The 24,428-nt window shown below is 69.6% G+C and carries 26 protein-coding genes and 2 pseudogenes; 11 read left to right on the forward strand and 17 right to left on the reverse strand.

The genetic code is table 11. The annotated features are described in order from the left end of the window. Window positions 1-187 precede the first annotated feature (187 nt). Both OHA19_RS23295 and OHA19_RS23300 read left to right on the forward strand, forming a co-directional pair. A complete protein-coding gene (locus OHA19_RS23295) occupies window positions 188-829 on the forward strand; it encodes a hypothetical protein (RefSeq protein WP_405713687.1) in 642 nt (213 codons plus the stop codon). A gap of 379 nt (window positions 830-1,208) precedes the next feature. Continuing rightward, window positions 1,209-1,895, forward strand: a complete 687-nt coding sequence (locus OHA19_RS23300; protein WP_405713685.1) for a hypothetical protein — start codon at window positions 1,209-1,211, stop codon at window positions 1,893-1,895. Window positions 1,896-1,917: 22 nt separating this feature from the next. Here the strand turns inward: OHA19_RS23300 and OHA19_RS23305 are convergent, their stop codons facing one another. The 4 genes and pseudogenes from OHA19_RS23305 to OHA19_RS23320 all read right to left on the reverse strand — a co-directional run bounded on the left by OHA19_RS23305 (window position 1,918) and on the right by OHA19_RS23320 (window position 4,899). Next, a complete protein-coding gene (locus OHA19_RS23305) occupies window positions 1,918-2,565 on the reverse strand; it encodes an HAD family hydrolase (protein ID WP_405713683.1) in 648 nt (215 codons plus the stop codon). Continuing rightward, complete coding sequence (locus tag OHA19_RS23310; protein WP_405713681.1) at window positions 2,562-3,449, reverse strand: helix-turn-helix domain-containing protein; 888 nt, start codon at window positions 3,447-3,449, stop codon at window positions 2,562-2,564. The genes OHA19_RS23305 and OHA19_RS23310 overlap by 4 nt, the downstream gene beginning before the upstream one ends. A 336-nt stretch (window positions 3,450-3,785) precedes the next feature. Continuing rightward, on the reverse strand, window positions 3,786-4,031 hold the full coding sequence (locus OHA19_RS23315) for a DUF397 domain-containing protein (RefSeq protein WP_405713680.1): 246 nt from the start codon (window positions 4,029-4,031) through the stop codon (window positions 3,786-3,788). Further along, window positions 4,028-4,899, reverse strand: a pseudogene (locus OHA19_RS23320) (helix-turn-helix domain-containing protein). Before OHA19_RS23320 ends, OHA19_RS23315 begins: the two are co-directional and overlap by 4 nt. A gap of 134 nt (window positions 4,900-5,033) precedes the next feature. Between OHA19_RS23320 and OHA19_RS23325 the strand changes: the two are divergent. Together OHA19_RS23325 and OHA19_RS23330 are read left to right on the forward strand one after the other, a co-directional pair. Next, entirely contained in the window at window positions 5,034-5,453 is a 420-nt protein-coding gene (locus tag OHA19_RS23325; RefSeq protein WP_405713678.1) for an ATP-binding protein, read from the forward strand. Window positions 5,454-5,471: 18 nt separating this feature from the next. Then, window positions 5,472-5,606 (forward strand): annotated as a pseudogene (locus tag OHA19_RS23330) (aminoglycoside 6'-N-acetyltransferase); the annotation flags it as partial. 49 nt (window positions 5,607-5,655) lie between these two features. Here the strand turns inward: OHA19_RS23330 and OHA19_RS23335 are convergent. Beyond that, a complete protein-coding gene (locus tag OHA19_RS23335) occupies window positions 5,656-6,210 on the reverse strand; it encodes a hypothetical protein (RefSeq protein WP_405713676.1) in 555 nt (184 codons plus the stop codon). A 551-nt stretch (window positions 6,211-6,761) separates the two neighbouring features. Here OHA19_RS23335 and OHA19_RS23340 point away from each other — a divergent pair. From OHA19_RS23340 to OHA19_RS23350, 3 genes are all read left to right on the forward strand, one after another. Continuing rightward, entirely contained in the window at window positions 6,762-7,124 is a 363-nt protein-coding gene (locus OHA19_RS23340; protein WP_405713674.1) for a DUF6191 domain-containing protein, read from the forward strand. A 149-nt stretch (window positions 7,125-7,273) separates the two neighbouring features. Then, window positions 7,274-7,642 (forward strand): type II toxin-antitoxin system RelE/ParE family toxin, encoded by a 369-nt coding sequence (locus OHA19_RS23345; protein ID WP_405713672.1) that lies wholly within the window; start codon window positions 7,274-7,276, stop codon window positions 7,640-7,642. Window positions 7,643-7,644: 2 nt separating this feature from the next. Continuing rightward, window positions 7,645-8,013 (forward strand): helix-turn-helix domain-containing protein, encoded by a 369-nt coding sequence (locus OHA19_RS23350; RefSeq protein WP_405713670.1) that lies wholly within the window; start codon window positions 7,645-7,647, stop codon window positions 8,011-8,013. A gap of 361 nt (window positions 8,014-8,374) precedes the next feature. Here OHA19_RS23350 and OHA19_RS23355 read toward each other — a convergent pair whose 3' ends face one another. The 4 genes from OHA19_RS23355 to OHA19_RS23370 form a co-directional block, all read right to left on the reverse strand. Continuing rightward, window positions 8,375-9,310 (reverse strand): GNAT family N-acetyltransferase, encoded by a 936-nt coding sequence (locus OHA19_RS23355; protein ID WP_405721571.1) that lies wholly within the window; start codon window positions 9,308-9,310, stop codon window positions 8,375-8,377. A gap of 115 nt (window positions 9,311-9,425) precedes the next feature. Then, window positions 9,426-9,773 carry a YciI family protein gene (locus OHA19_RS23360; protein ID WP_405713668.1) on the reverse strand — a complete coding sequence of 116 codons (348 nt, stop codon included), beginning with the start codon at window positions 9,771-9,773 and terminating at the stop codon, window positions 9,426-9,428. A 56-nt stretch (window positions 9,774-9,829) separates the two neighbouring features. Further along, window positions 9,830-10,720: a virginiamycin B lyase gene (locus OHA19_RS23365; protein WP_405713666.1), complete on the reverse strand. Its 891-nt coding sequence runs from the start codon at window positions 10,718-10,720 to the stop codon at window positions 9,830-9,832. Beyond that, complete coding sequence (locus OHA19_RS23370) at window positions 10,717-11,373, reverse strand: CatB-related O-acetyltransferase (protein ID WP_405713664.1); 657 nt, start codon at window positions 11,371-11,373, stop codon at window positions 10,717-10,719. Before OHA19_RS23370 ends, OHA19_RS23365 begins: the two co-directional genes overlap by 4 nt. A 278-nt stretch (window positions 11,374-11,651) precedes the next feature. On the opposite strand from OHA19_RS23370, the gene OHA19_RS23375 reads away from it, so the two are divergent. Both OHA19_RS23375 and OHA19_RS23380 read left to right on the forward strand, forming a co-directional pair. Continuing rightward, entirely contained in the window at window positions 11,652-12,527 is an 876-nt protein-coding gene (locus OHA19_RS23375) for a LysR family transcriptional regulator (RefSeq protein ID WP_405713662.1), read from the forward strand. Between the two features lie 97 nt (window positions 12,528-12,624). Continuing rightward, entirely contained in the window at window positions 12,625-15,207 is a 2,583-nt protein-coding gene (locus tag OHA19_RS23380; RefSeq protein ID WP_405713660.1) for a bifunctional FO biosynthesis protein CofGH, read from the forward strand. A 104-nt stretch (window positions 15,208-15,311) separates the two neighbouring features. On the opposite strand, the gene OHA19_RS23385 is transcribed toward OHA19_RS23380, so the two are convergent. From OHA19_RS23385 to OHA19_RS23395, 3 genes are all read right to left on the reverse strand, one after another. After that, window positions 15,312-15,956 carry a dihydrofolate reductase family protein gene (locus OHA19_RS23385; protein WP_405713658.1) on the reverse strand — a complete coding sequence of 215 codons (645 nt, stop codon included), beginning with the start codon at window positions 15,954-15,956 and terminating at the stop codon, window positions 15,312-15,314. Window positions 15,957-16,092: 136 nt separating this feature from the next. Continuing rightward, the gene (locus tag OHA19_RS23390) at window positions 16,093-16,491 is read right to left on the reverse strand and encodes a hypothetical protein (protein ID WP_405713656.1); all 399 of its coding nucleotides are present in this window, start codon (window positions 16,489-16,491) and stop codon (window positions 16,093-16,095) included. Then, window positions 16,488-16,772 (reverse strand): hypothetical protein, encoded by a 285-nt coding sequence (locus OHA19_RS23395; protein ID WP_405713654.1) that lies wholly within the window; start codon window positions 16,770-16,772, stop codon window positions 16,488-16,490. Before OHA19_RS23395 ends, OHA19_RS23390 begins: the two co-directional genes overlap by 4 nt. 200 nt (window positions 16,773-16,972) lie before the next feature. Between OHA19_RS23395 and OHA19_RS23400 the strand changes: the two genes are divergently transcribed. Next, complete coding sequence (locus tag OHA19_RS23400) at window positions 16,973-18,088, forward strand: ADP-ribosylglycohydrolase family protein (protein ID WP_405713652.1); 1,116 nt, start codon at window positions 16,973-16,975, stop codon at window positions 18,086-18,088. 36 nt (window positions 18,089-18,124) lie between these two features. Here the strand turns inward: OHA19_RS23400 and OHA19_RS23405 are convergent, their stop codons facing one another. After that, a complete protein-coding gene (locus OHA19_RS23405) occupies window positions 18,125-19,696 on the reverse strand; it encodes a sodium:solute symporter family protein (protein ID WP_405713650.1) in 1,572 nt (523 codons plus the stop codon). Between the two features lie 437 nt (window positions 19,697-20,133). Further along, on the reverse strand, window positions 20,134-20,916 hold the full coding sequence (locus OHA19_RS23410; RefSeq protein ID WP_405713648.1) for an SDR family oxidoreductase: 783 nt from the start codon (window positions 20,914-20,916) through the stop codon (window positions 20,134-20,136). A gap of 80 nt (window positions 20,917-20,996) precedes the next feature. Between OHA19_RS23410 and OHA19_RS23415 the strand changes: the two genes are divergently transcribed. Next, on the forward strand, window positions 20,997-21,878 hold the full coding sequence (locus OHA19_RS23415; RefSeq protein WP_405713646.1) for a hypothetical protein: 882 nt from the start codon (window positions 20,997-20,999) through the stop codon (window positions 21,876-21,878). A gap of 124 nt (window positions 21,879-22,002) precedes the next feature. On the opposite strand, the gene OHA19_RS23420 is transcribed toward OHA19_RS23415, so the two are convergent. The 3 genes from OHA19_RS23420 to OHA19_RS23430 all read right to left on the reverse strand — a co-directional run bounded on the left by OHA19_RS23420 (window position 22,003) and on the right by OHA19_RS23430 (window position 24,333). Further along, complete coding sequence (locus OHA19_RS23420) at window positions 22,003-22,209, reverse strand: DUF397 domain-containing protein (RefSeq protein WP_405713645.1); 207 nt, start codon at window positions 22,207-22,209, stop codon at window positions 22,003-22,005. 232 nt (window positions 22,210-22,441) lie between these two features. After that, complete coding sequence (locus OHA19_RS23425) at window positions 22,442-23,311, reverse strand: helix-turn-helix domain-containing protein (RefSeq protein WP_405713643.1); 870 nt, start codon at window positions 23,309-23,311, stop codon at window positions 22,442-22,444. 299 nt (window positions 23,312-23,610) lie between these two features. After that, a complete protein-coding gene (locus tag OHA19_RS23430; RefSeq protein ID WP_405713641.1) occupies window positions 23,611-24,333 on the reverse strand; it encodes a GPP34 family phosphoprotein in 723 nt (240 codons plus the stop codon). Window positions 24,334-24,428: the final 95 nt, after the last annotated feature.

Genomic DNA, 24,428 nt, shown 5'->3' on the forward strand with positions numbered 1-24,428 from the left:
ACGTCAGTGGGCAATGCCGGACGTCAGTGGAGCATCAGCGGGATTGGTCATCATGGGGCCGCTGCGATCGTCGGCCCACGCGCGCCGACGATCGCAGTGGCGTGGTCGCGAGGAAACTCCATGGCATCCCCCGCCATGGCTGCCTCGCATACGCGCCGTCCGGAATGTGACATTCAGAGAGGGCACGTTGAGAGCCAAGATCGCCAAAATCGCCGCGGCCGCATTACTGGCCGTCGGCTCCGCCGCCGTGATCGTCGCCACCGCCTCCGCCTCGGAGGACGCCGACACCCCCGTCCCGGCAACGAGCACTTCAGGGCAACCGGAACCCGGCTCCACACTGACCGAGTCGCCGAGCTCCACTCTCGCCCCCGAGCGGGGCAGCACAACGGCACCTCCGGAGCCGGGCAGCACCACGACGGCGCCCCCGGAGCAGAGCAGGACAACGGCACCGCCACCGGAGCCGGACCAGACGACGACACCGCCCCCGGAACAGGGCAAGTCACCGGAACAGCCGTCGCAGAGCTACAGCGGAGCAGCGAGTCACTTCAGCTCGGGCGGGGTGCCGGGGGCGTGCGGCGAGGTCTTCACGGACAGCGATTTCGTTGTCGCGCTCGACTACCGCATGTTCGGAGACGGACCGTCCAAGTCTCCTCAGTGCGGGAGGAAGGTCGTGGTCACGCACAACGGAAAGTCCATAACCGCGACGGTCCTTGACGCGAGCCCGACCACTTCCGACGCGCACGGCCTCGATCTGACGCGTGCCGCGTACGAGGCGCTCGGATCCCTCGACCAGGGGACGATCGACATCACTTGGCATTTCGTGGAGTAGCCGGCTCGCTCCTGAGCAGAGGCCCTCGGTAGGTCTCACGCGGCGGGACCCGGCCGACCGGGTCCCGCCGTGCGGATTCCGGGGTGGCCGGAAGCCCCGGGCCACTGCGGCCGGTCGCGCCGCAGTGGCCCGGGGCTCCGTGCGTGCGCTGGAGCCCCGTCTGGTCGGTCCGCAACTGCTGACGCCCGGCCCGGGTCCGGAACGCTGAGATCCCGGGCAGCGGCATCGGTATGGATATGCACGGAATGCCTTCTTTGTACCCGACCGGTCCTGCGGTGTCACGCCCTGGGCTTGCCCGAAATGACAGGTATGGGGCCCGTCGGTACGTTCGCCGCAGGTTGGCCGTCCGGCCGACGTCTCTGAGACGGAGAGAAGTGACATGCCTTCGCGTACCTTCGCCGTGGCGGCCGCTGTAGTCGGCGCAGCGGCCCTTGCCACCGGTATCACCTATGCGACTGACGGATCCACCCAGGCCGAACCGGCCGCCGCGCGGGCCGAGCAGCCCGTTCACCAGGCCGCCCCGCCCGCCCGGCAGGCAGCCCCCGCACCGGCCCCCCTCGGCAGCGAAAGCGACAGCGGAAGCGGAACGGAGGGCAAGGCGGACGAGGGGGACAAGGCGGACCAGGGAGACCAGGGCGGCGACCGCGACGGCTCCGACCGCGGCGGTCGCGACGACGAGGGCTCCGACCGCGGCGGTCGCGGCGACGAGGGCGGCGGCCGTGGCGGGTACGGCGACGAGGGTGGTGGCCGTGGCGGGCGCGACCGCGGCTACGACCGGAAGGGGGAGGAGCGGATCTACTTCAACGAACGGGAGTACTCCGCCTATCCGGGGGGCTGCGTTCCCGCGGCCAGCGGGCTGGGATCGAGCAGCTTCAGCATTACCAACAACAGCCGGCACGCGGTCGAGGTCTTTCGGGGGTTCGCCTGTGACGGCGGTGCTCCGGTCGCCACGGTCGGCCCCTACGGCAGCACCTACGGTGTTGTGACCCCCGACGTCCAAGGCGGCGGGTTCATCAACAACGGCGTCGCGGGCAGCTTCCGGGTGATCGGCCGCGGCGAGTGGTGACGGCCTGAAGCCCCGCGAGCCATCAGCTCCCGGACAGCAGCGACGGCAGCTTGCGCATGTCGTCGAAGACCACGGTGCCCGGACCTTCCAGCCAGTGCGCCGGAGTCAGTCCGCCCGCGAAGCCGAATGCCCGCATCCCGGCTGAACGGGCGGCCTGCACGCCGTACTTGCTGTCCTCGACGACCACGCAGGCGGCGGGTTCGACACCCATCCGCCGGGCCGCATGCAGAAAGAGATCGGGGGCGGGCTTTCCGCGTGCGACCTCGGTGGCGCTGAAGATGCGTCCCTCGAAGTGCGCGTAGAGCCCGGTGTGGCCCAGGGTGTGGCGCATCTTCTCGTGGCTGCCGCTGGACGCCACGCAAGTGGGGAGCGTGAGGGCGGCCAGCGCTTCGTGGATGCCCTCGACCGCGACGAGTTCGGTCTCGACGGCATCGCGGTGGAGGTCCTCGAAGCGCTTCTGCCAGGCGGCGGAAGCGCCGGGCAGCCGGGCGTCGACCAGCTCGCCGATGGACTTGTTCGACCGCCCCACGAACTTCTCGACGACCTCCTCCGCCGTCAGCGGCCACCCCAGCTCGGCGCCCACCTGGACCTGGATGCGTACGGCGATCCGTTCGCTGTCGACGAGAACGCCGTCGCAGTCGAATATGACGAGTTCAGGAGCAGTGATCATCCGCTCAGGATAGGGAACTGGGCATGCGGATCGTCGGCCCTTTCTTCGCGGCAGTCGCGGCAGTCGCCCGGGGTGGGTGAGCGGAAGGCCCGGTCGCAGCGGTCGCAGTTCTGGAACAGGGCGGTGGGGTGCTCCGGGGTCGGCGGGGGCGGGAGGAGAGCGGTGAGGCGGTACCGGAGGAGTTTGGCAGGGCGCTTGAGGGGCTGAGGAAGGTCGTCGGTGAGGGCCTTGCGGAGGACGGCGGCTGTGGCTCCGCGCTCGAACCAGGTGGCGGCGGCGGGGGCGAGGAGGACGACGTCCTTCTCGGTGAGGGAGATCTCGGCCGCGTGCCGGTGAAGATCGGTGAGCAGCGCGGTGGCGGCGCGGAGGTACTGAGGGAGCGGGTTGCGGGGCTGGGGGAGCGGCGGGGGCGCGGGTGCGGGTGTGGGCGTGGGCATCGGCGGGGGTGTGGCGGCCACGGGTGCGGGTGCCTGGGGGAGTGGCTTCGGGGCCGGGGTCGGGTGCCGGTGTGTGGTGCCGGTCGGCTGGTTGTACGAGCAGGTGCGCGTGACCACACGCCCGTTGGGCAGGCGCTCGCGGGTGCGGCTCAGGTAGCCGTGGGCCTCCAGCTCGCGCAGCGCGGCGGCGATGCGGGCCTCGCTCTCGGGAAACCGCTCGGCGAGCCTCTTGATGCCGATCCGCGCCCCGGCGGGAAGCGACTGGATGTACGTGGAGAGCCCGATCGCGAGCAGGGAGAGCTCGCGGTGCTGGGCGAGGTGGTTGCCGATGACGGTGAAGCGGCTGGTGTGCCGGGCGTTGATGTGTACGACGCCGGACGCGGGCGTGGTGCCTCCGCGAACGGGGGACGGGGTGCGCGAGGGCGCGCTAACCTGCTGTGTATCCATCAGGAAGCTCCGAACTTCCTCGGTGGTCAGGCCCTCGGCTTGGGAGTCGCATTCCTAGCCGGGGGCCGACGCATGTCTGGGGGTTGTCGCGGCGAGCATATGCCAGCCAATAGCCCCGAGAGCCAGCTGAGTTGGCGAACCTCACCCGTGCGAGTGACGGGCTCCTCCACGTCGCCGGGGAGGGGTTGGGTTGGGAAAGTTTCTTCTTCCCAAAGCCTTTGAAAGCCTTTTTACGTCTGGGCCCGCCGCGTCGCGGTCACCCGGGTCGCGGCGCACCGGGTCGCGACTGTCGCGACCCGGCGCGCGACCGGGCGAGCGGGGGCTGACCTGGGGCGATCAGCCCTGACGCGCGTACGTGACGAACGCGGACCAGGCGCCGGGGGCGACGTCGAGGTGGGGGCCCTGGGTGTTCTTGGAGTCGCGGATGTGGACGGTGGTGGGGCAGGTGGCTACCTCGACGCACTCGCCGCCGCCACCGCTGCTGTAGCTGCTCTTGCGCCAGTCGTAGGCGACCTCGATGCACTCGCCACCCTCGCCGCTGCTGTAGCTGCTCTTGAACCAGTGGAGTTGCTCGATATTCATCGCTCTCCCAGCATCTTCTCGATCAGCGTCAGGGACTCCGTGGGTGTGAGAGCCCGCGAGCGGATGATCCCATAGCGCTCGCTGAACACGCGGACCTCCTCCGGGTCGGTAATCAGCCGCGCATGGCCGTACGTCTCTGTATATGCCACTTCCTGGCGGCCTTTGGGGGTGAGGAGCGTGAACGCCGCATCCAGACTTGGGTGTTCCTCACGGTCCGTTGTCATGACCTGCAGTTCCACAGTTCGCATGCGGCCAACGTCCAAGAGCCTCCGCAGCTGCTGCCTGTGAACGGTCTGTCCGCCGATCGGGCGCTCCAGTACGACCTGCTCCAACACGTAGCTGAATGTTGGTGCGGGCCAGCGGTCGAAGATCTGCTGGCGATCCATGCGGTCCGCCACCCGCTTCTCAATCGTCTGCACGTCCAGCAGAGGGCGTCGCTGCGTGAAGACTGCGCGCGCGTAGTCCTCGGTCTGCAGCAGGCCCGGCACGGCCTGCGTGCTGTAGATGTGAAGCGCAAGCGCCTCCGCTTCCACCCGCGCGTAGTTCCGGAACCAGTCCGGATGCCGCGTGCGCGCCCGCGTCAACGCCTCCCCTCCCGTACCTCGTCGACGGCGGCACACAGGACCCCACACGCGCTGAGGAGCGGGTCCACGCGAATCAGGAACTCCGGCTGCGGCGTCCGCACGCCCCGTTCCATCGCCGAGATCAGGTCTTCCCCGCAGTGGGCCGCGAGGCCCAGGTCCTTCTGGCTCAGGCCCGCGCGTTCGCGCAGCACCTTGATCTGTTTGCCCAGCGCTTTGAAGAGGTGCGCCGTTCCATCCGATTCGGCCGGCCGCTCCGGCCTTTCTTCGCGTTCCGCGTTCGCCATTCGCCCCGCACCGCTCTCTGCTCGCCCGGTCACGGCCGACGCTCCGTACAGCCGACCGGGCGTGCCCGTACAACTACTCGGCGTCGAGGTGTCACTGCTGGTCAGCGTACGAGCAACCGGACACGCTGAGTCACATGAACGCCGAAATCACCCTTGTGGGCGCCGAGTTCGTCCAACGCTTCAGCGCCACCCGACGGGGCGCGCGGCTCGCCCGCCGGCTTGCCGTGCACCAACTCGACGCGTGGGGCGTGCCGTATGGGAGCGAGCTCTCCGGGGACGTCGCGGTGATCGTGTCCGAGCTGGCGGCCAACGCGGTGCTGCACGGGCTGGTGCCGGGGCGGGACTTCGAGCTCCGGCTCGTCGCTCTCGCGGGCACGCTCCGTATCGAGGTGTCGGACGCGAGGGGCGAGCGGGGGCCGGAGGTCAGGCCCTCCCGCCCCGGCGCGGAATCGGGGTTCGGTCTGCACCTGGTCGGGGGGCTGGCGACGTCGTGGGGCGTGAAGGACCGGGACGTGGGCAAGACGGTGTGGGCCGAGCTGTCCACGGTCCGGTGAACGTCAACCGACGCGCCGAGGCACCACGGGAAGTGCCTCGGTGCCGATACGGTGCGCACGCTGGCCCGGTGGTTGGTGCGGGAACGCGGCCATCACCGGCTGACCATCGATCCCGCCGCGGCCAACACTGCGACCGGCCGTGCCCCGCGCGAGAGGATCGGTGCGTTGTGAGGCGCACGCACGGCCCCGAGGCCGGACTGCGTCAGGCGTCGGGGTTCTTCCCGTGGGCTGCCTTGGTGATCCGGTCCACCTGGAGCTTCGCGACCACTCCAGCGATGTCGGTCTTCTTCAGGTCGTACCCCGACATTTTGATGACGACGGCGCCGGTCCTCATGCTGACGTCGGTCGAGTATTTGCCGGAGATCTCCTCGAAGAAGGCGTCGGTCTCTTCCGCGCCGGCTGAGATCTTGAGCGGCTTCGTGGGCGTGTCGCCCTCAGCGTCTTTGCGCACTGTGGCCATCAGGGCCTTCATGGCCACGGTCGCGTTCTCGGCGGAGTCGAACGAGAAGATCTGGATGGCGACGTACTGTTCATCCGCGTCGGCCTTGAACTCCTCCGTGGTCTGGGGTCCGTTGATCGATATGCGGCCCGCAGCCGTCAGCCCGGCACAGCTCGTTCCGGTCTCGCTCCCGCAGTTCTCCGTGGCCTCTGCGCCCTCTGTCAGGGTGGGGGTGCTGCCCATCAGGGCCAGGTGCCATCCCTTGGGAAGGCTGTTGTTGCTGGGAAGGGACGACTGCACCTGGTCCGGGGACAGCACGACAGGTTGGTCCTCATGCCCTCCCGCAGAACCGCCGTTCTTCCCGCCGGCCGTGGCTGATCCCCCGGAATCCTCGCCCCCGCATGCGGTGAGTGCCATCGCGAGCACCGCTGCCAGAGCCGCTCCCCGTACCGCTGCCTTCACTACAACCCCCCGTGTGTACAGATCACTTGGAGTCGCCACTCAATCGCATTCCGGTTCTGGCTGCCACCCGTAATGAGTCGGACGAGTCGGCTGTAGCAGCAGAGCGCGGTGCCGAGTCCGGGGAAGAAGGACCGGGTACTTGCCGGGAACAGCCGCTGACCAGCACATGGTGATCGCCGCGAAGAGCGTCTCATCAGGAGACCGTGATCCGGCTGCCCGCGAACATGCTTCAGTTCATCCGAGGTGCTGAAGACGCAGGCCGGCGATTTCTTGCCGAATTTCGCGATCCCTACCTCAACGATGCGACCAGTTCTTGAGCGCGGACGAGAGAGCCGAAGTGGACACGGGCCACGCGGACGGGGCGGAACAGGGGGAACTCGCCCCCTCGCCTGTGGCGTTGGGTGGACATGGTGATGCTGTCGAGCCTGCTGATGATGGCTGTGCTGGTGATGGTGCCGTTCATGCTGGCTTCGGCCCGCTACACGGTGATTCGCACGGGCCATCCCGCCTGGCTGGGCCGCGTTCTGGCCGGCCGCACTCCGCGCGAGGGGCTCGGCGTCGGTGCCTCGGTTGCCGACGAGCTGCACGCGTTCCTGAACTCGGCCAAGCGCGTGCAGATCGAACACCGGGTGGAGGAGCAGGTCCTCAAGGACGACACGTTGGACGGCGCACCGCCGCGCGTGGGCGTCGATCTGGACGCTGGTACGGCCGTGATCCGGGCCGAGGGCCCGGCGGCCGATCGTCCTCAGGCGCGGCCGAAGGACGCGTAGCCGGGCCGGCGCCACGGGGCAGTCCCGACCGGCCCGGGTGGTCGGCAAGGCGGTGCGGGCCGAGCTGGCCACGGCGCCGCGAGCATCGGCCGACGTGGCGAGGAATCGGCTCGAATCCGGCCTATATAAATTTCTGTATAGTTGTTCCCGTGGGATTACCTCGGCGAATCGAGATCGAGCCCGAGGTTCGGCAGTGGCTGGCGCTGCTTGCCGATGCTCAGTACGACAAGGCTGAACGGGCAGCTGACATGCTCGCGGCGAAGCCCACAACTCTGGGCGAGCCCTATTCCAGGCACCTCGGTGGCAAGGTACGTGAGTTGCGTTTCATCATGGATGGCAGCGCGGTGCGCATCACCTACTGGCTCGCCCCCGAGAAGCGAATCGTGCTGCTGACGGTGTTCCGGAAGACCAGACAACGTGAGACTGCCGAGGTCGAGCGCGCTCAGCTGGCCCAAAAGGTGTGCGAGGCGGATCATGGTGCGGCCGCGCACACATACGACCGGAGCGAGGAGGCATAGTCGTGGATCACTCCCAGTGGAAGACACGGCAGACCAGAAAGCTTCTGGGGGAGAGAGTCGAGGAGTCGTCCGCCTATGTCGAGGCCGGGTATGCCTTCGCGCTGGGGCAGGCTGTCTATGACCGGCGGACCGAACTCGGGCTGTCGCAGGCCGAGCTTGCCCGTCGCGCAGGGATGACGCAGCCGCAGATCTCCAATATCGAGGGCGGCGACTCCATTCCGACCCTGGCTCTCCTGACGCGCCTGGCTAAGGCATTGGACGCTTCGCTCACCATTGATCTGGACGGTGATACCTCGGCGTTCTCCTTTGCCGCGCACGAAGGCGGTGGTCCGGGTGGGATCGGAGCGGGCGGGCGCTCCTCGGCCGCCTGACGCAGCTCACCCCCAGTACGCAGACGGCTCGGGCCAGCCGGAGCCGCCCGAGCTCCGGGGGCACAGCACCCGCACCGACGACCTCCTGAAGGTGGTGGTGCTGGCGGGGGTCCACGAAGTGGAGCGGATGCCTTCGGGGAACGGGCGTTTGCCCTTTCCGACGATGACGGGGTGGATCGCGGTGCGATCGCCACGATCGTGGCGATGCGCATCGACGTCGGCCTTATAACCGGGCTCCACGGCGCAAGCAATCCCAAGAAGCTGTCGTGGCATCGAGCGGGAGACCACGGTCAGCCGCTGAGTCCGTGACGGCCTTCGGGCAGGGGCCTGATCCGCATCGCGGGTCAGGCCCGCGGCAGGGTCAGTCCCAGACCAGGTTGAGGGAGCGTTCGAAGTTGACGTATCCGGCGCGGGCGAAGGACTTCGCCATGGGGACGTTGCCGAGGTCCGTCGACGCCCTGATCCGGTCGACGCCCTCGGCGGCCAGGATGCGGGTGCCCTCGGCGAGGATCTCGTCGATGTAGCCGTTGCCGCGGTGTACGGGCAGGACACCGATGTACGCGATGATCGGGTGGTAGCTGTTGCGGGCCGGGATCACGAAGCCCACCGGACCTCCCCCGTCGGGGAGTTCGGCGATGCGCCACCACTCGTGCGGGCTCTTGAACCCGGCGAACTCTCCGTCGTAGTGCCGTTCCGCCGCTTCGCGCGGGCTCAGTCCGGATGCCAGGTCCGCCTGGCCGTGGGCGTCGAGGGTGCCCTCCATGACCGGGGTCATCAGGGCGAGGAGGTCCTCACGGTCGGCCACCGGGCGGAAGACGAGACGTCCCCTGGGCTCCGGGAGCGGGGACGACGGGGTCCACTGCAGCCGCAGGCGCTCGACCAGCAGCCGTGCTCCGGTGCTCTCCAGCACGCGTGTGCGGGATTCGACCACTTCGCGGGCCGCGGGGTCCTCGTGCCAGTCGGGCGGGACGAAGCGGCCGTACTCCGGCAGCTTCGCGCCCGCCGGGAAGACGGCCGCCGTCGCCGTCTCGAACAGCCGCAGGCCGATCTCGTCGCGGTCGGCCCGGGGCAGCGTGTCGTCGATGTCGAAGAAGTCGAACTGCAGCGGGACGTCACCGCCCGGGGTCGTCCACCAGGCGAGCCGGGCGAGGAGGCGGTCGCCGTCCAGCGCCACCCATGCCCACTCGGGGCGGCGGCAGCCGTTGGCGAAGTCCTCGGTCAGTTCGTGGTCGAGGACGTAGGAGAGCCGGCAGAAGAGATCGATCTCCTCGGGGCCGGTCAGCGGCCGGTAGCTCACCGATGTCGGTTTCAAGTCAACTCCTGTGAAGGGATACCGCGCTCCGGGCCCGGTATGTCGTGCTGGTCGGGTAGGCCGGGTGTCCGTGCCGTGGGTGTCGAGGGCCGCATGCCGCTCAGGCCGATTCGAGGATCGGGCGGATTTCGAGCGCCTCCGGGGTGGGGAAGCCGCGGGCCAGTTCGATGGCCTCGGCGTGGTCGGCCACCTCCAGCACGAACCAGCCGCCGAGGGTTTCCTCGCCGCTGTGCACGGGCCCCTCGGTCACCGCCGCGGACCCGTCCGCCGTCTTGCGCACGGTGACGGGGCCCTGGTGCTCGGTTTCGAGGGCGTCGCCGCCCGCCAGCTTGCCCGCTGCCGCGAGCTCGCCGATCCAGGTCTCGTACGCCTTTCGGTAGGCGGCGCGGTCGGCCTGGATCAGGGCGCGGGACGCATCCGTCTCGAAGATCACGAGGGCGTATTTCATGGGGTGTTCCTCTCTTCGGTGTTCTTGGTGGTGAGGGTTCTGGTGGTGAGGGTGGTTCAGGTGGTGGCCGGGTCGATGCGGGCCAGCGCGCCCGTCTCCAGGGCCGTCCACAGGGCGCCGTCCGGGCCCACCGTGATGCCGTGCGGCTCGGAGGCCGGGGTCGGCAGGTCATGGACGGTGACCGTGCCGTCGGAGGTGAGCGAGCCGACCCGGTTCGCGCCCCATTCGGTGAACCAGGCCGTTCCGTCCGCGTCGGTCGTGACGGCGTGCGGCTTGGCGGAACGGTCGGGCAGCGGGTACTCGGTGATGCGGCCGTCGGGTGTCAGCCGGCCGATCTGACCGGCCGCGATCTCGGTGAACCAGATACTTCCGTCCGGGCCCACGGCGATCCCCACCGGTGCGGCCGCCTCGGTGGGCAGCTCGTGGACCGTGATGCGGCCGTCCATGCCGATCCGGCCGATGGCGTTGGCCTGGTTCATGGTGAACCACATCGAGTCCCCGGCCGCGGCGATCGCGGAGGGGAACGCGCCGGTGCGGGGCAGTGGATACTCGGTGACCATGCCGTCGGTGGTGATGCGGCCGACGCGGTCGGCGGCGGTCTCGGTGAACCACAGCGCGCCGTCCGGCCCCGCCGCGATGCCGAAGGGCCCGCACTCCGCGGTCGGCAGCGCGAACTCCGTCACCTGGCCGGCGGGCGTGATCCGCCCGATCCGGTGCCCCCGGTACTGCGTGAACCACAGGGCGCCGTCCGGCCCGTTGCAGATGACCGTCGGACCGCTGTCCGGGGCGAGTCGATGACTGGTCGGCTCCTGTCCCGGGACCAGCCGGCCGATCCTGCCGCTGTGTACCAGGGTGAACCACAGCGCGTCGTCCGGTCCGGTGGTGAGCGCGTACGGGCCGCTCTCGCGGTCGGACACCGCGTACTCCTCGACGGTTCGGGGTGTCACTGCTGCTGCTCCAGACCTTCGGCGGCGGCGATGCGCGCGATGTCCTCGGGGGATCCGGCCATGATGGTCCGGGCGTGCTCGGTCACCAGCTCGACGGGCCAGTCCCACCAGGCGGCCCGGACGAGCCGCTCGATGTCGCCGTCGTCGAAGCGCTGTCTGATCGTCCGGGCCGGACTGCCGCCCACGACGGTGTACGGCGGCACGTTGGCGGTGACCACCGCTCCGGCCGCGATCACCGCACCGTCGCCGATCCGTACCCCCGGCATCACGGTGGCTCCGTATCCGAACCACACGTCGTTGCCGACCACCGTGTCGCCCCGGCTGGGCATGCCGGTGACGAGGTCGAGCGTCCGCTCGGTCCACTCCCCGCCGAACATGGTGAAAGGGAAGGTGGACACCCCCATCGACGGGTGGGCGGCGCCCGCCATCAGGAACCGGGTGCCCGTCGCGATCGCGCAGTACTTGCCGATGATCAGCCGTTCCGGACCGTACGCGTACAGCACGTTGCGCTGTACGAAGTCGGTCGCGCCGCCAGGGTCGTCGTAGTAGGTGAAGTCACCCGCCACGACGTTCGTCCCGTCGACCAGTGGCTTGAGGAAGACGACCCGCTCGTGGGCGGGCAGGGGGTGGACGGTGCTCGGATCAGGTGTCACGCGGCAATCTCTCCGTGGGGGCGGTTCGTACGCGGCGGGCGGAGCACAGGGCGGCGAGGTATCGCGCCCGATGACGTACGCGCCTTCCGGACCGTCGGCCGACTTGAGCGGGCGATTCCTGCCGCCTCGCTCCGGCTCGTGTCACCCGGGGGAAGCCTCCCGGCCCGGCCCCCCCCCAGCATGCACACCGGGGCAGCCCAGGAACAATGGCTGATTTTGTTATGGTCGTTAACCCAGAAGTTTACGTCTCCGGGGACCGGAATGGTATCGGGGACAGGGTGGAACTGCGGGACATAGAGATCTTCCTGACGCTCGCGGAGGAGCTCCACTTCGGCCGCAGCGCCGAGCGCCTGCGTGTTTCCCCGGCCCGTGTCAGCCAGGCGATCAAGAAGCAGGAACGCGCCATCGGCGCCCAGCTCTTCGAGCGCACAAGTCGCCAGGTGCGGCTGACCCCCGTCGGAGAGGCGTTGCTGCTCCAGCGGCTGAGGCCGGCGTACGAGGGCATCCAGGACGCCCTGGCGGAGGTGATCAACGTCGCCCGCCAATCGGCCGGCACGCTGACGCTGGGGGTCATGGGCGCGCAGATGCACGACATGGCCCCGGTCCTGACCCGCTTCCGGGCCCGGCACCCGTCCGTCGAACTCCGGTTCCGGGAAGTGTTCTTCAGCGATCCGTTCGGAGCCTTGCGGGCCGGCGAGGTCGACGCGGTGACCACTTGGCTGCCGGTCCGCGAGCCGGACCTGACCGTCGGGGCGCTGCTGCGCGAGGAACCCCTCCATCTGATGATGGCCGCGGACCACCCGCTCGCCCGGCAGGAGTCGGTGAGCATGGAGGTGCTCGGCGATCACATCGTGCCGCGCCTGAACGGCCCCATACCCGCCTACTGGGAGGCCGCCGTCCTGCCGGCCCGCACTCCGGCCGGACGCCCCGTCCGCCGCGGCTCGGCCGTCACCACCTTCTACGAGGTCCTTGCCCTCGTCGCGGCAGGCGACGCGGTCTGCGTCGTCCCCGATGAAGGACGGCGTTACAACGCGCAGACCGACGTCGTCTACCTCCCACTCCACGATGCCCCGCCCGTCCAGTGGGGGCTGATCTGGCGCACGGACCGTGCGACCCCGCTGGTGCGCGCACTTGCCCGGGCGGCGACGGACTGAAGGAACGCGCGCACGGCTCGGGTCGGCCGGAGTCGCCCAAGGTCCGGGGCCAGATGCCCTGGTCCGGGGCGCGGGCCTCGCTCGTATGCTCGGGTTCATGACCGATCCTCAGCGCGGACGTCCGACCACCAATTCCATGCGGCGTGCCCTCAAGCGGGCCCGTGACGGTGTCGCTCTCGATGTGGCCGAGGCAGCCGTTCTGCTCCAGGCGCGGGGCGACGACCTGACCGACCTGGCCGCTTCGGCCGCCAGGGTGCGCGATGCCGGCCTCGAAGCCGCAGGGCGGCCGGGGGTGATCACGTACTCCCGGAAGGTCTTCATCCCGCTGACCCGGCTCTGCCGCGACAAGTGCCACTACTGCACCTTCGTCACCGTGCCCGGCAAGCTGCGGCGCGAGGGACACGGGATGTTCCTCTCGCCCGACGAGGTGCTGGACATCGCCCGCGAGGGCGCGGCCATGGGGTGCAAGGAAGCGCTGTTCACGCTCGGCGACCGGCCCGAGGACCGGTGGCCCGAGGCGCGGGAGTGGCTGGAGGCCGAGGGGTACGACGACACCCTCGCCTACGTACGCGCCATGGCGATCCGGGTGCTGGAGGAGACCGGGCTGCTGCCGCACCTCAACCCGGGCGTGCTGAGCTGGACCGATCTTCAGCGGCTCAAGCCCGTCGCGCCGTCCATGGGGATGATGCTGGAGACGACGGCCACCCGCCTGTGGTCCGAGCACGGCGGCCCGCACCACGGGTCCCCGGACAAGGAGCCGGCCGTGCGGCTGCGGGTGCTGGAGGACGCGGGGCGGTCCAACGTCCCGTTCACCACCGGCATCCTGATCGGCATCGGGGAGTCGTACGAGGAGCGCGCCGACTCCCTCTTCGAGCTGCGCAAGACCGCCCGCGCCTACCACGGCATCCAGGAAGTCATCGTCCAGAACTTCCGCGCCAAGCCGGACACCGCGATGCGCGGCATGCCGGACGCCGAGCTGGAGGAGCTGGCCGCCGCCATCGCCGTGGCCCGGCACATCCTCGGCCCGTCGGCCCGCATCCAGGCCCCGCCGAACCTCGTCGACGCGGAGTACGCGCTGCTCATCGGCGCCGGGATCGACGACTGGGGCGGCGTCTCGCCGCTCACGCCCGACCATGTGAACCCCGAACGCCCCTGGCCGCACATCGACGAACTCGCCGTGAAGACCGCCGAGTCGGGCTTCACGCTCCGGGAACGGCTCACCATCTACCCGGAGTTCGTCCGGCGCGGCGAGCCGTGGCTCGACCCCCGGCTCCTCCCGCACGTCCGCGCCCTCGCCGACCCGGAGACGGGGCTCGCGAGGGAGGGCGCGATCCCCGCCGGGCTGCCCTGGCAGGAGCCCGACCAGGAGTTCGGCGCCACCGGCCGCACCGACCTGCACCGCACCATCGACACCGAGGGCCGCACCGGCGACCGCCGCGAGGACTTCGACGAGGTGTACGGGGACTGGGAGGCGCTGCGCGAGGCCGCCGCGCCCGGCATGGTGCCGTCCCGGATCGACGGCGATGTGCGCGAGGCGCTGAGCCAGGCGGCCGACGACCCGACGAAGCTCACCGACGAGCAGGCGCTCGCCCTGCTCCACGCGGACGGCCCGGCGCTCGACGAACTCTGCCGAATCGCGGACGCCCTGCGGCGCGACGTGGTCGGTGACGACGTCACCTACATCGTCACCAGGAACATCAACTTCACCAACGTCTGCTACACCGGCTGCCGGTTCTGCGCCTTCGCCCAGCGGCGCACCGACGCCGACGCGTACACCCTCTCCCTGGACCAGGTCGCGGACCGGGCCGCGCAGGCGTGGGACGTCGGCGCGGTCGAGGTCTGCATGCAGGGCGGCATCCACCCGGACCTGCCGGGTACTGCGTACTTCGACATCGCGCGGGCGGTACGGGAACGCGTGCCCGGCATGCATGTGCACGCCTTCTCGCCGATGGAGGTCGTCAACGGCGCCACCCGCACCGGGATGTCCATCCGCGACTGGCTGATCGCGGCGAAGGAGGCCGGGCTCGGCTCGATCCCCGGCACGGCGGCCGAGATCCTGGACGACGAGGTCCGCTGGGTCCTCACCAAGGGCAAGCTGCCCACCGCGACCTGGCTGGAGGTCATCAGGACCGCCCACGAGGTGGGCCTGCGCTCGTCCTCGACGATGATGTACGGGCACGTCGACCAGCCGCGCCACTGGCTCGGCCACCTGCGGACGCTGGCCCGTCTCCAGCAGGAGACCGGGGGCTTCACGGAGTTCGTGACGCTGCCGTTCATCCACACCAACGCACCGGTCTACCTGGCGGGCATCGCCCGCCCCGGCCCGACCGACCGCGACAACCGGGCCGTCACCGCCATGGCCCGGCTGCTCCTGCACCCGCACATCACCAATATCCAGACCAGCTGGGTCAAGCTCGGCACGGAGGGCGCCGCCGAGATGCTCCGCTCGGGCGCCAACGACCTGGGCGGCACGCTGATGGAGGAGACCATCTCCCGGATGGCCGGGTCGAGTTACGGCTCGTACCGCTCCATCCAGGACCTGATCGCCATCGCGGAGCTCGCGGGACGCCCGGCGAAGCCGCGCACGACGCTGTACGGAGAGGTCCCTCAGGAGCGGGTGTCGGCTGCGGCGGCGTCCGACGGACACCTTCCGGAGCTGCTTCCCGTACTCCCGGACTGAGGCGGCTCAGGAGGCGGGGCGTCCGGTCCGGGAGACACGACCGACCGGACGGCCCGGCGTCCGCGGACAGACACCAAGGGCTGTCCGCGGCGCTCACCCTCGTGTCACTTCCGCCAGAACAGGTGGTGCGTCACACCGCTCGCGCTGGGCACGACATCCACGTGGAACCGGTCGAGCAGCTCGTCGGGCGACTTCCACAGCCGTGACCCGGATCCGATCTCCACCGGCGAGACCGCCACATGCAGGGTGTCGACGAGGTCGGCGTCGAGGAACTCCCGGATGGTGGTGGCCCCGCCGCCGAGCCGGACGTCCTTGCCCTGCGCCGCCTCCCGCGCCTGTTCGAGGACCGTGGCCGGGTCGGCGTCGACGAAGTGGAACGTGGTGTCGGAGAGCGTGAACGAAGGGCGCACGTGGTGGGTCATCACGAACACCGGGGTGCGGAACGGGGGCTTGTCGCCCCACCAGCCGCGCCAGTCGAGGTTCTCCCAGGGCCCGCGCTGGGGGCCGAACTTGCCGCGGCCCATGATCTCGGCGCCGATGTTGCGGGCGTAGTCCCGCGTGAGGTAGTCGTCCAGGCCGCGGCTGCCGCCGGGGTCGGTGCGCATCGGCCAGCTCGCGGTGGCCCCGGCCCAGGAGAACATCGTCCCGGGATCGGCGTCGCCGAACGGCCGTTCCAGGCTCTGGTTCTCACCGGCGCCGAATCCGTCGCTCGACACGTTGAAATTCTGGACCCGCAGTAACTGAGTCATGTGTTCCTTCTGCGCTTGTCGGTAACAGTGGGACTCCCCGCAGCAGTGGGACTCCCCACGCCGGGCAAACTCATCGGTGTGGATGTGACGTTATCGGTGCCCGGTCGGCTCCGGCGCGGGGCGGGTACGCCGCAGCTCAGTGGAAGCCGAGCATCCCGGGCGAGTCGATATCGACCGTGAGGATGCCGGGCGGGTAGTCGTCCTCGCGCCCGGTCAGGATGATCGACATGCCGCCGCTCTCCTGGTGGGGTGTCGCCACGTACAGCGCGTGGCAGGTGTCGGGCCCTCCCCAGCCGTCGCGCACCATGGCTCCGACGGTGGCCGCTGCCGTCTGGTCGAGCGGGTCGACCAGAACCCCGGGGAGCGCCAGCGCCTCACGCGCCAGGTTCTCCGATGCCGCCTCTCCGTGCATGAGGCACAGCGCGGGGACGTGCAGCCAGTCTCCCGGCGTGTGGGCAACGTTGTCGGCGAGAAGGTGCAGGGCGCGATGCCCTTGGGTGAGCGCCGTCACCGCGCTCGTGTCGAGGATGATCACGCTGCCCTGTTTCGGCCGGCACGCATCTTCTCGGCCGCCATGGCGTAGACATTGGCCAGCACGTCCGGACCGCCCTCGAATTCCTCGTCGGTCAGGGTGCAGCCCATGCGCTCCCGGAGCACCCGTCGCGTGGTGGCCACGCGCTCGGCGATCTGGGCAGCGGTGGGCTGCTGCGAAGCCAGCTGATCGACCAGCTGGCCCAGGCTCAGGCCGCGCTCCTTGGCCACCTGGGCGAGGTGGTCGCGCGTCTCTTTGGGGACCTGGATCGTCGTAGTTGCCATAGAGTCACTATAGGGCTGTCATGGCGAGAGGGTCTGCCTTGTTGCCCGAGGCGTCTTCGTCCGGTCATAAACGACCTGCGGGACGTCCGTTCACATACCGGCTCGTACTCATTTTGTGCGCTCTACCGACCGTCTCCGTTCGATTACAGTGCTGCGCAGTCGCAGACGGGCGGCCTGCCGGCCGACGGGGGAGGGGCACGGTGAGCACAGGGACCACGGCTGTGTGGGGCCGTGCCGAGCAGCAGGACTTCCGGAGCCGGGTGCGCGGCGCGCTGCTGGGCGGGGCCATCGGGGACGCGCTCGGGGCAGGGGCCGACGGGCTCACGCTCGAAGAGATCCGGGCGGCGCACGGTGCCGACGGGGTCACCGACCTCGTACCCGCGTACGGCGGACGCGGCACCGTCACCGCAGTCACCCAGCTCACCCTCTTCACCGTCGACGGGCTGATCCGCGCCCAGGTCCGCCGCGACACCGGGGCCTGGCACCCGCCCACCGATGTGCACCGGGCCCATCTGCGGTGGGCGGCCACCCAGCACGACTGGGGGCCCGACGAGCGCCGAGAGGACAACGGCTGGCTGGCCCTGGAGGAGTGGCTGTACGCCCGCCGCGGCCCGACCCGGGAATGCCTGACGGGGCTCGGCGACACCACCATGGGCACCCTCGACCAGCCCAAGAACCCCCAGGCGCGGGACTCGGCCGCCCTCACCCGGTCCGTACCGTTCGGGCTGCTCGTCGGCTGGGAGCCCCAGCTCGTCCTCCAGCTCGCCGTCGAGTGCGCCGCCCAGACCCATGGCCACCCCGCCGCCCTGCTCTCCGCGGGCGCCCTCGCCGTCATGGTGCACGGCCTGGCCCGGGGCGAGACCCTGGACGGCTCCGTCCAGCACGCGCTGGCCCTGCTCGCGGAGCGCCCGGGGCACGAACCCGTCACCGAGGCGCTGAAGCAGGCCCTGGGCACCGTGCGCCAGGGCATCCCGGGGCCCGCCCTGATCGAGTCGCTGGGGGACACGGACGCGGCGGAGGAAGTCCTCGCCATCGCCGTGTACTGCGCGCTGGTCGGCGAGGACATACGCCACGGGCTGCGGCTGGCCGTCAACCACGGCGGGCCCTCCGCGGCCACCGGGGCCCTGTGCGGGGCGCTGCTCGGCGCGCTGCACGGCGAGACCGCGCTGCCGCCGGCCTGGCTCGCCGAACTGGAGGGCAGGCCGACGGTGCTGGAGCTCGCGGACGACTTCGCCATGGAGATGACGCAGGGCCCGGCCCTGCACAGCCCGTCGGCCGCCGCACCGGGCTGGCTGGCCCGCTACCCGCGCGGCTGACACGCGCAGCCCATGCGGCCGCCCTCGCGGCGGGCGTCAGTCCTTCACGTTCTCCGTCACCGCCGCATCCCCCGGACCGGCCTGTGCCGGAAGCGTCGGCCCGGCCGCCGCGCCGTCGCCGTCCGAGTTGATCTGCTCGATGATCGCGTCGCGCTCGGGGGTGTCCTCCGGCTTGATGAAGCCGACCACGATGTAGAGGACCAGCGAGATCGCCAGCGGCAGGGCCACCTGGTACTGGAGCGCGACATCCGTCTTCACCGAACCGTCGAAGTCGTAGTTGGTGAAGTAGAACGCCAGCAGCCCGGCCGCCCAGCTGGTGAGCGCCGCCGTCGGCCCGGACCTGCGGAAGCCGCGCAACAGGCCGAGCATGAACGGAATCGCGATCGGGCCCATCAGACCGGCGACCCACTTGATGACGACCGAGATGATGTCCTTGAACGTCGGCGAGTCGATCTGGGTGGCGAGCGCCATCGACAGGGCGAGGAAGCCGAGCGTCGACAGCCGGGCCGCCAACAGGCCCGCCCGGGTGTCCCAGTTGCGCGCGGACTTGGACAGGACCGGGGCGATGTCCCGGGTGAAGACCGCCGAGATGGCGTTGGCGTCCGAGGAACACATGGCCATCGTGTGGGAGAAGAAGCCGACGACGACCAGCCCCAACAGGCCGTGCGGCAGCAGCTGTTCGGTCATGAGGGCGTAGCTGTCCGAGGCGTCCGGCTTCTGCGCGTGCACCAGCAGCGGGGCGCACCACATCGGGAAGAACAGGACCGTGGGCCAGACCAGCCACAGCACGGCGGAGAGCCGGGCCGAACGCTTCGCGGCCGCGGCGGACTCCGTGGCCATGTAGCGCTGCGCCTGGTTCCACATGCCGCCGTTGTACTCGAAGGTCTTGATGAAGAGATACGCCAGCAGGAAGGTCACGGTGTACGGGCCGGCCGTCGGGTCCGTATGGCCCTCGGGCAGCTTGTCCCAGACCGTCCACAGGGTGCTGACGCCGTCGAGCTCGCTCATGGCGGTGACCAGCATCGCGACGCCGGCGAGGAGCTGGATGACGAACTGTCCCAGCTCGGTGAGCGCATCCGCCCACAGACCGCCGACCGTGCAGTAGACGGCGGTGATGCAGCCGGTGACGAAGATGCCCTGGGTGATCGAGATGCCGGTGAAGACGGAGAGCAGGGTGGCGATGGCCGCCCACTTGGCGCCGACGTCCACGATCTTCAGCAGCAGCCCGGACCAGGCGAGCGCCTGCTGCGTCGGGATGTTGTAGCGGTTCTTCAGGTACTCGAGCGGCGACGCGACGTGCAGCCGCGAGCGCAGCCGGTTGAGCCGGGGAGCGAAGAGCTGGGCGCCGATGCCGATTCCGATGGCGATCGGCAGCGACCAGGTGACGAAGGACGTGACGCCGTACTGGTAGGCGATGCCGGCATATCCGGTGAACATCACCGCGCTGTAGCCGGACATGTGGTGGGAGATGCCGGACAGCCACCACGGCATCCTGCCGCCCGCGGTGAAGAAGTCACTGACGTTGTCCACGCGCTTGTGGGACCAGAGCCCGATCGCGACCATCACACCGAAGTAGCCGATGAGCACGACCCAGTCGAGACTGTTCATGTGCCCCCTCCTGGGGTCCGCCTTGTGAACGGGGTGCGCACTTCGCCAGTACGACCGTTCAGCGGGGCCCCGTGCGGGAGCGGGGACATCGGGGATTGAACCGTCTGTCCGGTACCGCGGTCAAGGTTCGCGGTCAGGGATGTGAACACAGATCAGCAATTCGAACGATTTTGCTCGCTCTTGGCTTACGCGGTCGTTGTCGCCGACGTGACGGCGGCCACACGATGGGCGGGCACTTCGTCAGGCTGTGCAGAGAGCAACGAGGAACGCCGCACGGGATGCGGGTCCCGTGCGGCGGAGAAGGGGAGGCCCATCGCATCAGGCCCCGCCGAGTCGGCCCCACCGAGTCGGCCCCACCGAGTCGGGCCCGTCGCGTCAGTGTTGTGGTGCTGGCGCTGCCTCGTCAGTGCTGCTGCGTCGGTACTGCGGCATCGGTGCTACCGCATCAGCTCGCCCGCGTTGACCAGGAGCGACTGCCCGGTGATCGCCCGCGCCCGGTCCGAGGCCAGGAACGTGACGGCCTCGGCGACATCGCCGTCGGTGGCCGGCTCCGGGAGCGCCATGCGGTCGGTGAGCCTGCCCAGCACCTCGGCCTCGGGCACCCCCTCGCTGTGCGCCGTGAACCGTACGTATGCCTGCACCGGCGGTCCCCACATCCAGCCCGGCAGTACCGTGTTCACTCTGATCCGGTGCGGGCCCAGCTCCTGCGCCATGGAGTACATGGCCGAGGTGAGCGCCCCCTTCGAGGCCGCGTACGCCGCCTGCTGGACCTGTGTCGGCGCGGCCACCGAGGACTGCGTACCGATGATCACCACCGAGCCGCCGCGCTCCTTGAGGGCGGGCAGGCAGGCGCGGGTCATCCGCAGCGTGCCGAGCAGATTGACGTCGATCACCGACTGCCAGGTGGCGAAGTCGGCGTCCTCGACCCCGCCGAAGTAGCTGTCCCAGGCGGCGACATGGACCACCGCGTCGATCCGCCCGAACCGTTCCAGGGCCAGTGCGGCAAGTGCCTCGCACTGCGCCTCGTCGGTGATGTCGGTGGCCAGCTGGGCGGTGTGCAGGCCGTCCGGGTCGATTTCCGCGGCCGACTTGGCGAGATTCGCGGCGGTGCGCGCCCCGAGCACCGCGTCGCCGCCGTCCCGCACGACCGCCGCCGCGACCCGGTGTCCGAGCCCGGCGCCCACCCCGGAAACAATGACGGTCTTCCCCGCGAGCAACATCGGCGGCCTCCCGGCTCTGGCAGATCTCCTGACGGGGCGTCAGAGTAGGACGCCGCTGCGGAGTACGGAAGGGGAACGGCATGAGTGACGAGACGCGGAGCGACACCTACGCCGAACTGGCCGCGCTGGGGCCGTACGGCGTCCATCCCGGCCATGCGCTGATCACCATGGTGGAACCGCACCCGGGCCATGAGTACGCGTACAACCGCTGGTACGAGGACGATCACTACTACGCGGGCGCCATGGCGATGCCCTGGATGTTCGCCGGGCGGCGCTGGGTGGCCACCCGGGAGCTCCAGGAACTGCGCTACCCGGAGGCATCAGCGGTCGCCCGGCCCGTTACGGCCGGCTGCTACCTGTCGACGTACTGGGTGACGGACGGGCGCTACGACGACCACATGAGGTGGACCGTCGGCATCAACAAGAGGCTCAACCGGGACGGCCGGGTCCACCAGGCCCGGACCCATGTGTTCACCGCGTTCCAGGACCACGAGGCGACGGTCTACCGGGACGGTGCCGCGGGGCCCCGGGACTTCCACGCCCTGGACCACCCCTACCGGGGGCTCGTCCTCGAAGTGATCGACGCGAACGGGCGCGAGGGCGGGGGCGGTCGCGGGGCGGGTGATGAAGTGCGGGGCGGGGCGCGGGGTGAACTGCTGGAGTGGTTGCGCTCGCGGCATCTGCCGAAGCGGCTGGCCGGCTCGCCCGCGGCGATGGTGACCGTTTTCCGGCCCACGCCGCTGCCCGGTGACCGGATGAGCTATGTGAAGCAGGTCGAGGGCGTAGACACCCGGCTGACCCTGCTGTGGTTCCTCCAGGAGGACCCGCGGGAGTGCTGGGCCGAGCACTTCACCGGGCTCGACGCGGCGGTCGCGGAGTCCGGCCTGGGGCGGGTGGAGCTGGTGGCGCCGTTCATTCCGACGGTGCCGGGGACCGATCTGTACGTGGATCAGTTGCGCTGAGCGACTTCACCGGGGTTTCCCCTCGGGTCGGGCATCGAGCCCCCTCGGCCAGGACGGCGGACCAGTCGAGAGGGCTGACGGCAGCACCGGATCCGGCGCCGCGATGCGAGCGGGAAATCATCGGTCAGGCGTCGACCGCACCCTGTCCGACATCACGCACGAATGCGTTCCACGCAGCGGGGACGAACGTGATCGAGGGGCCCTCGGGGGCCTTCGAGTCGCGTACGGCAATTGCCCGTGTGAGCGGGGACTTGACTTCGACGCAGGCGCCGTTGCCCCCGGAATACGAGGACTTCGTCCACTTGTCCGTAGCACCCTGACGAATGGCCATGTTCACTCCGGTTCAAAGAGTCGCGTGAATGACACCAACAGTGTTCTGGTTGGTGTGATCGACGCTACTCGCCAAGCTCCTTGCCCGAAGGGTGCGTTCACTCGACCGAGTGGTATATACCAGGTAGATCTTCCGCCCGGGGTGGGTTGCGGTGTACTTTGCCGCCGCCCACCCCATGGCATCACTTCATTTTCCGCATTCCGGACTTTGCGGGCCGTCCGATGTCCGGAGCTCAGCCGATGCTGTGCCCGGTGTAATCCTTCACGATCTCGGTGATGAAGTGCCGGGTCTGTTCCACATTCAGCGCCTGCGCCCGCAGGTGTTCGTACATGACGCTGTACCGCTGCACATCATTGGCTTTCTCCAGATAGAGATCGCTGGTGACGCCCTCGATGTAGACGACGCTGGAATCGGCGGCGTCCGGGAATTCCAGAATGGCGTACTGCCCGTTGATCCCGGGGTGCGCACCCATCTCGAACGGGAGTACCTGCACGGTCACATGCGGCAGTTGGGACAGCTCGATCAGTTGCTCCAACTGCTCGATCATCACCTGCTTGCTGCCGACCATCCGGCGCAGCGCGGACTCGTCGATGACCGCCCACAGCCGCAGCGGATGCTCGCGGTCGGTGATCCGGTCCTGGCGGCGGGCCCGGACGTTGACGCGCTTCTCGATGTCGGACGGCGGGGCCTCCGGCAGCGCTCCGTTGATCAGCGCCTCGGCGTAACTGCGCGTCTGCAACAGGCCCGGGACCACCTGGGGTTCGTACACCCGCAGTGATTCGGCGTCCGTCTCCAGGCCGATGTAGACGCTGTACGGGATGTCCCCGAACGCGTGCCACCAGCCCTGCTGGCGCGAATCCTTGGCCATCTGCATGAGCGAGTCGACGATCCGGAGATCCTCGACGTCGTACACCCCGCAGAGGTCGCGGACGTCGCGCTGGCTGATGGAACGGCGGCCGTTCTCCAGGCGGCTGATCTTCGACTGCGAGACCAGCAGCCGCTCCGCCACCTCCTCGGCCGTCATGCCCTTGAGTTCGCGCAGGCGGCGCAATTCCTGGCCCAACCGGCGTCGTCTGACGGTGGGATTGACGTTGGACGGCACGGAAACGGCACCTCCGGCTATGTAGCTGTGCGTATCTACTGCTCAGCAGATTGCCACCCTCGGCCCTGGCCGCGCTGGGAAATGGCCACACGCAAGCGCGCGGGGCAGCCGGTGTTCCGGCTGCCCCGCGCTTGGTGCGGCTCCCGAACCGGGTCTTGGGGACGACGGTGCGGCGGTATTCGGTTGGTGCTGCCGTGCTCGCCGTGCGGTCGCGTGGCGGTGTGGCGGTGCTGTGCTGTGTATGCGGTGTTGTGCATGCGGTGCGTGCGGTGCAGGGTGCGGCCCGGGGCGTGGTGCGCCTAGTGGGCCGCAGTGTGCGCCATGCTGCCGCGGCGCGACTGCGACTGCACTTGCGGTTGCAACGGAACTACGGCCGCCTGATTGCGGCGCGGCTGTGCGACCGCCCCGTTCTGGACGTCCATCACGGCATGCGCCACGAGTCCGCCCATGGGGTCGTGTCTGATCAGGTCCCGGAGCCTGGAGCGTGATGAACGCCCCTCGTTCCCGGGATACAGGTGCTTGCCGAGTCCGACCGCGTGGGCCAGCGCGGCGAGCGCCGCGGTCCGCGGGTCCGGCGGTACGCCGGTGCGGATCGCACTGTCCAGCCTGGCTCTGATGTCCCGGCTGATTGCCGTCTCCGTCGCCTGGTAGCGAGTCGTCGGCAGCACTCCGCACATCTGGCCCGCCACGGCATGCACCATGCCGCACCGCTCCAGGTGAGCGAGGTAGATCTGACGCAGCCCCAGCCGGGGCCCGCCGATCCAGTGGACCGCCCGAACCGGGCTGCCGCGTCGCCGCAGCAGTTCCAGTGCGGAGTCCAGAGTCGGATCTCCTGTCGGCCGTGGCATCACCACGGCGATACGATCCCCGTCAGGGGCTATCCGTCCTGCCAGAGCCAGCTCCACTAGCTGAGCCCCGGCGAGGCCGAGGTCGAGCGACTGCGGCTGCGCTGTGGTACCCGTGGTCGGGTCCAGAGCGAGCAGCAGAAGCTCCTCCGGAATTGTTCTGCGGCTCCTGCCCATCCATGCCTCCCCGCGTGGATGAATGACAGGGTGACCCCTCTCACATTGGTCTGTCGAGAGCGCCTGGGTGCTTTGTATGGGAACCAGTAGGTATG

It is taken from the genome of Streptomyces sp. NBC_00012, from assembly GCF_045040875.1.
In the GTDB taxonomy this organism is placed as follows: Bacteria; Actinomycetota; Actinomycetes; order Streptomycetales; family Streptomycetaceae; genus Streptomyces.

What these genes read in the sequence shown, in the direction of transcription:
- OHA19_RS23310 (WP_405713681.1), bottom strand. Translation starts at nt 3,449, where the DNA reads ATGGATACACAGCAGGTTAGCGCGCCCTCGCGCACCCCGTCCCCCGTT.
- OHA19_RS23410 (WP_405713648.1), bottom strand. Translation starts at nt 20,916, where the DNA reads ATGTTGCTCGCGGGGAAGACCGTCATTGTTTCCGGGGTGGGCGCCGGG.
- OHA19_RS23325 (WP_405713678.1), top strand. Translation starts at nt 5,034, where the DNA reads ATGAACGCCGAAATCACCCTTGTGGGCGCCGAGTTCGTCCAACGCTTC.
- OHA19_RS23385 (WP_405713658.1), bottom strand. Translation starts at nt 15,956, where the DNA reads ATGACTCAGTTACTGCGGGTCCAGAATTTCAACGTGTCGAGCGACGGA.
- OHA19_RS23315 (WP_405713680.1), bottom strand. Translation starts at nt 4,031, where the DNA reads ATGAATATCGAGCAACTCCACTGGTTCAAGAGCAGCTACAGCAGCGGC.
- OHA19_RS23415 (WP_405713646.1), top strand. Translation starts at nt 20,997, where the DNA reads ATGAGTGACGAGACGCGGAGCGACACCTACGCCGAACTGGCCGCGCTG.
- OHA19_RS23360 (WP_405713668.1), bottom strand. Translation starts at nt 9,773, where the DNA reads ATGAAATACGCCCTCGTGATCTTCGAGACGGATGCGTCCCGCGCCCTG.
- OHA19_RS23430 (WP_405713641.1), bottom strand. Translation starts at nt 24,333, where the DNA reads ATGGGCAGGAGCCGCAGAACAATTCCGGAGGAGCTTCTGCTGCTCGCT.
- OHA19_RS23340 (WP_405713674.1), top strand. Translation starts at nt 6,762, where the DNA reads ATGGTGATGCTGTCGAGCCTGCTGATGATGGCTGTGCTGGTGATGGTG.
- OHA19_RS23405 (WP_405713650.1), bottom strand. Translation starts at nt 19,696, where the DNA reads ATGAACAGTCTCGACTGGGTCGTGCTCATCGGCTACTTCGGTGTGATG.
- OHA19_RS23420 (WP_405713645.1), bottom strand. Translation starts at nt 22,209, where the DNA reads ATGGCCATTCGTCAGGGTGCTACGGACAAGTGGACGAAGTCCTCGTAT.
- OHA19_RS23305 (WP_405713683.1), bottom strand. Translation starts at nt 2,565, where the DNA reads ATGATCACTGCTCCTGAACTCGTCATATTCGACTGCGACGGCGTTCTC.
- OHA19_RS23380 (WP_405713660.1), top strand. Translation starts at nt 12,625, where the DNA reads ATGACCGATCCTCAGCGCGGACGTCCGACCACCAATTCCATGCGGCGT.
- OHA19_RS23300 (WP_405713685.1), top strand. Translation starts at nt 1,209, where the DNA reads ATGCCTTCGCGTACCTTCGCCGTGGCGGCCGCTGTAGTCGGCGCAGCG.
- OHA19_RS23395 (WP_405713654.1), bottom strand. Translation starts at nt 16,772, where the DNA reads ATGGCAACTACGACGATCCAGGTCCCCAAAGAGACGCGCGACCACCTC.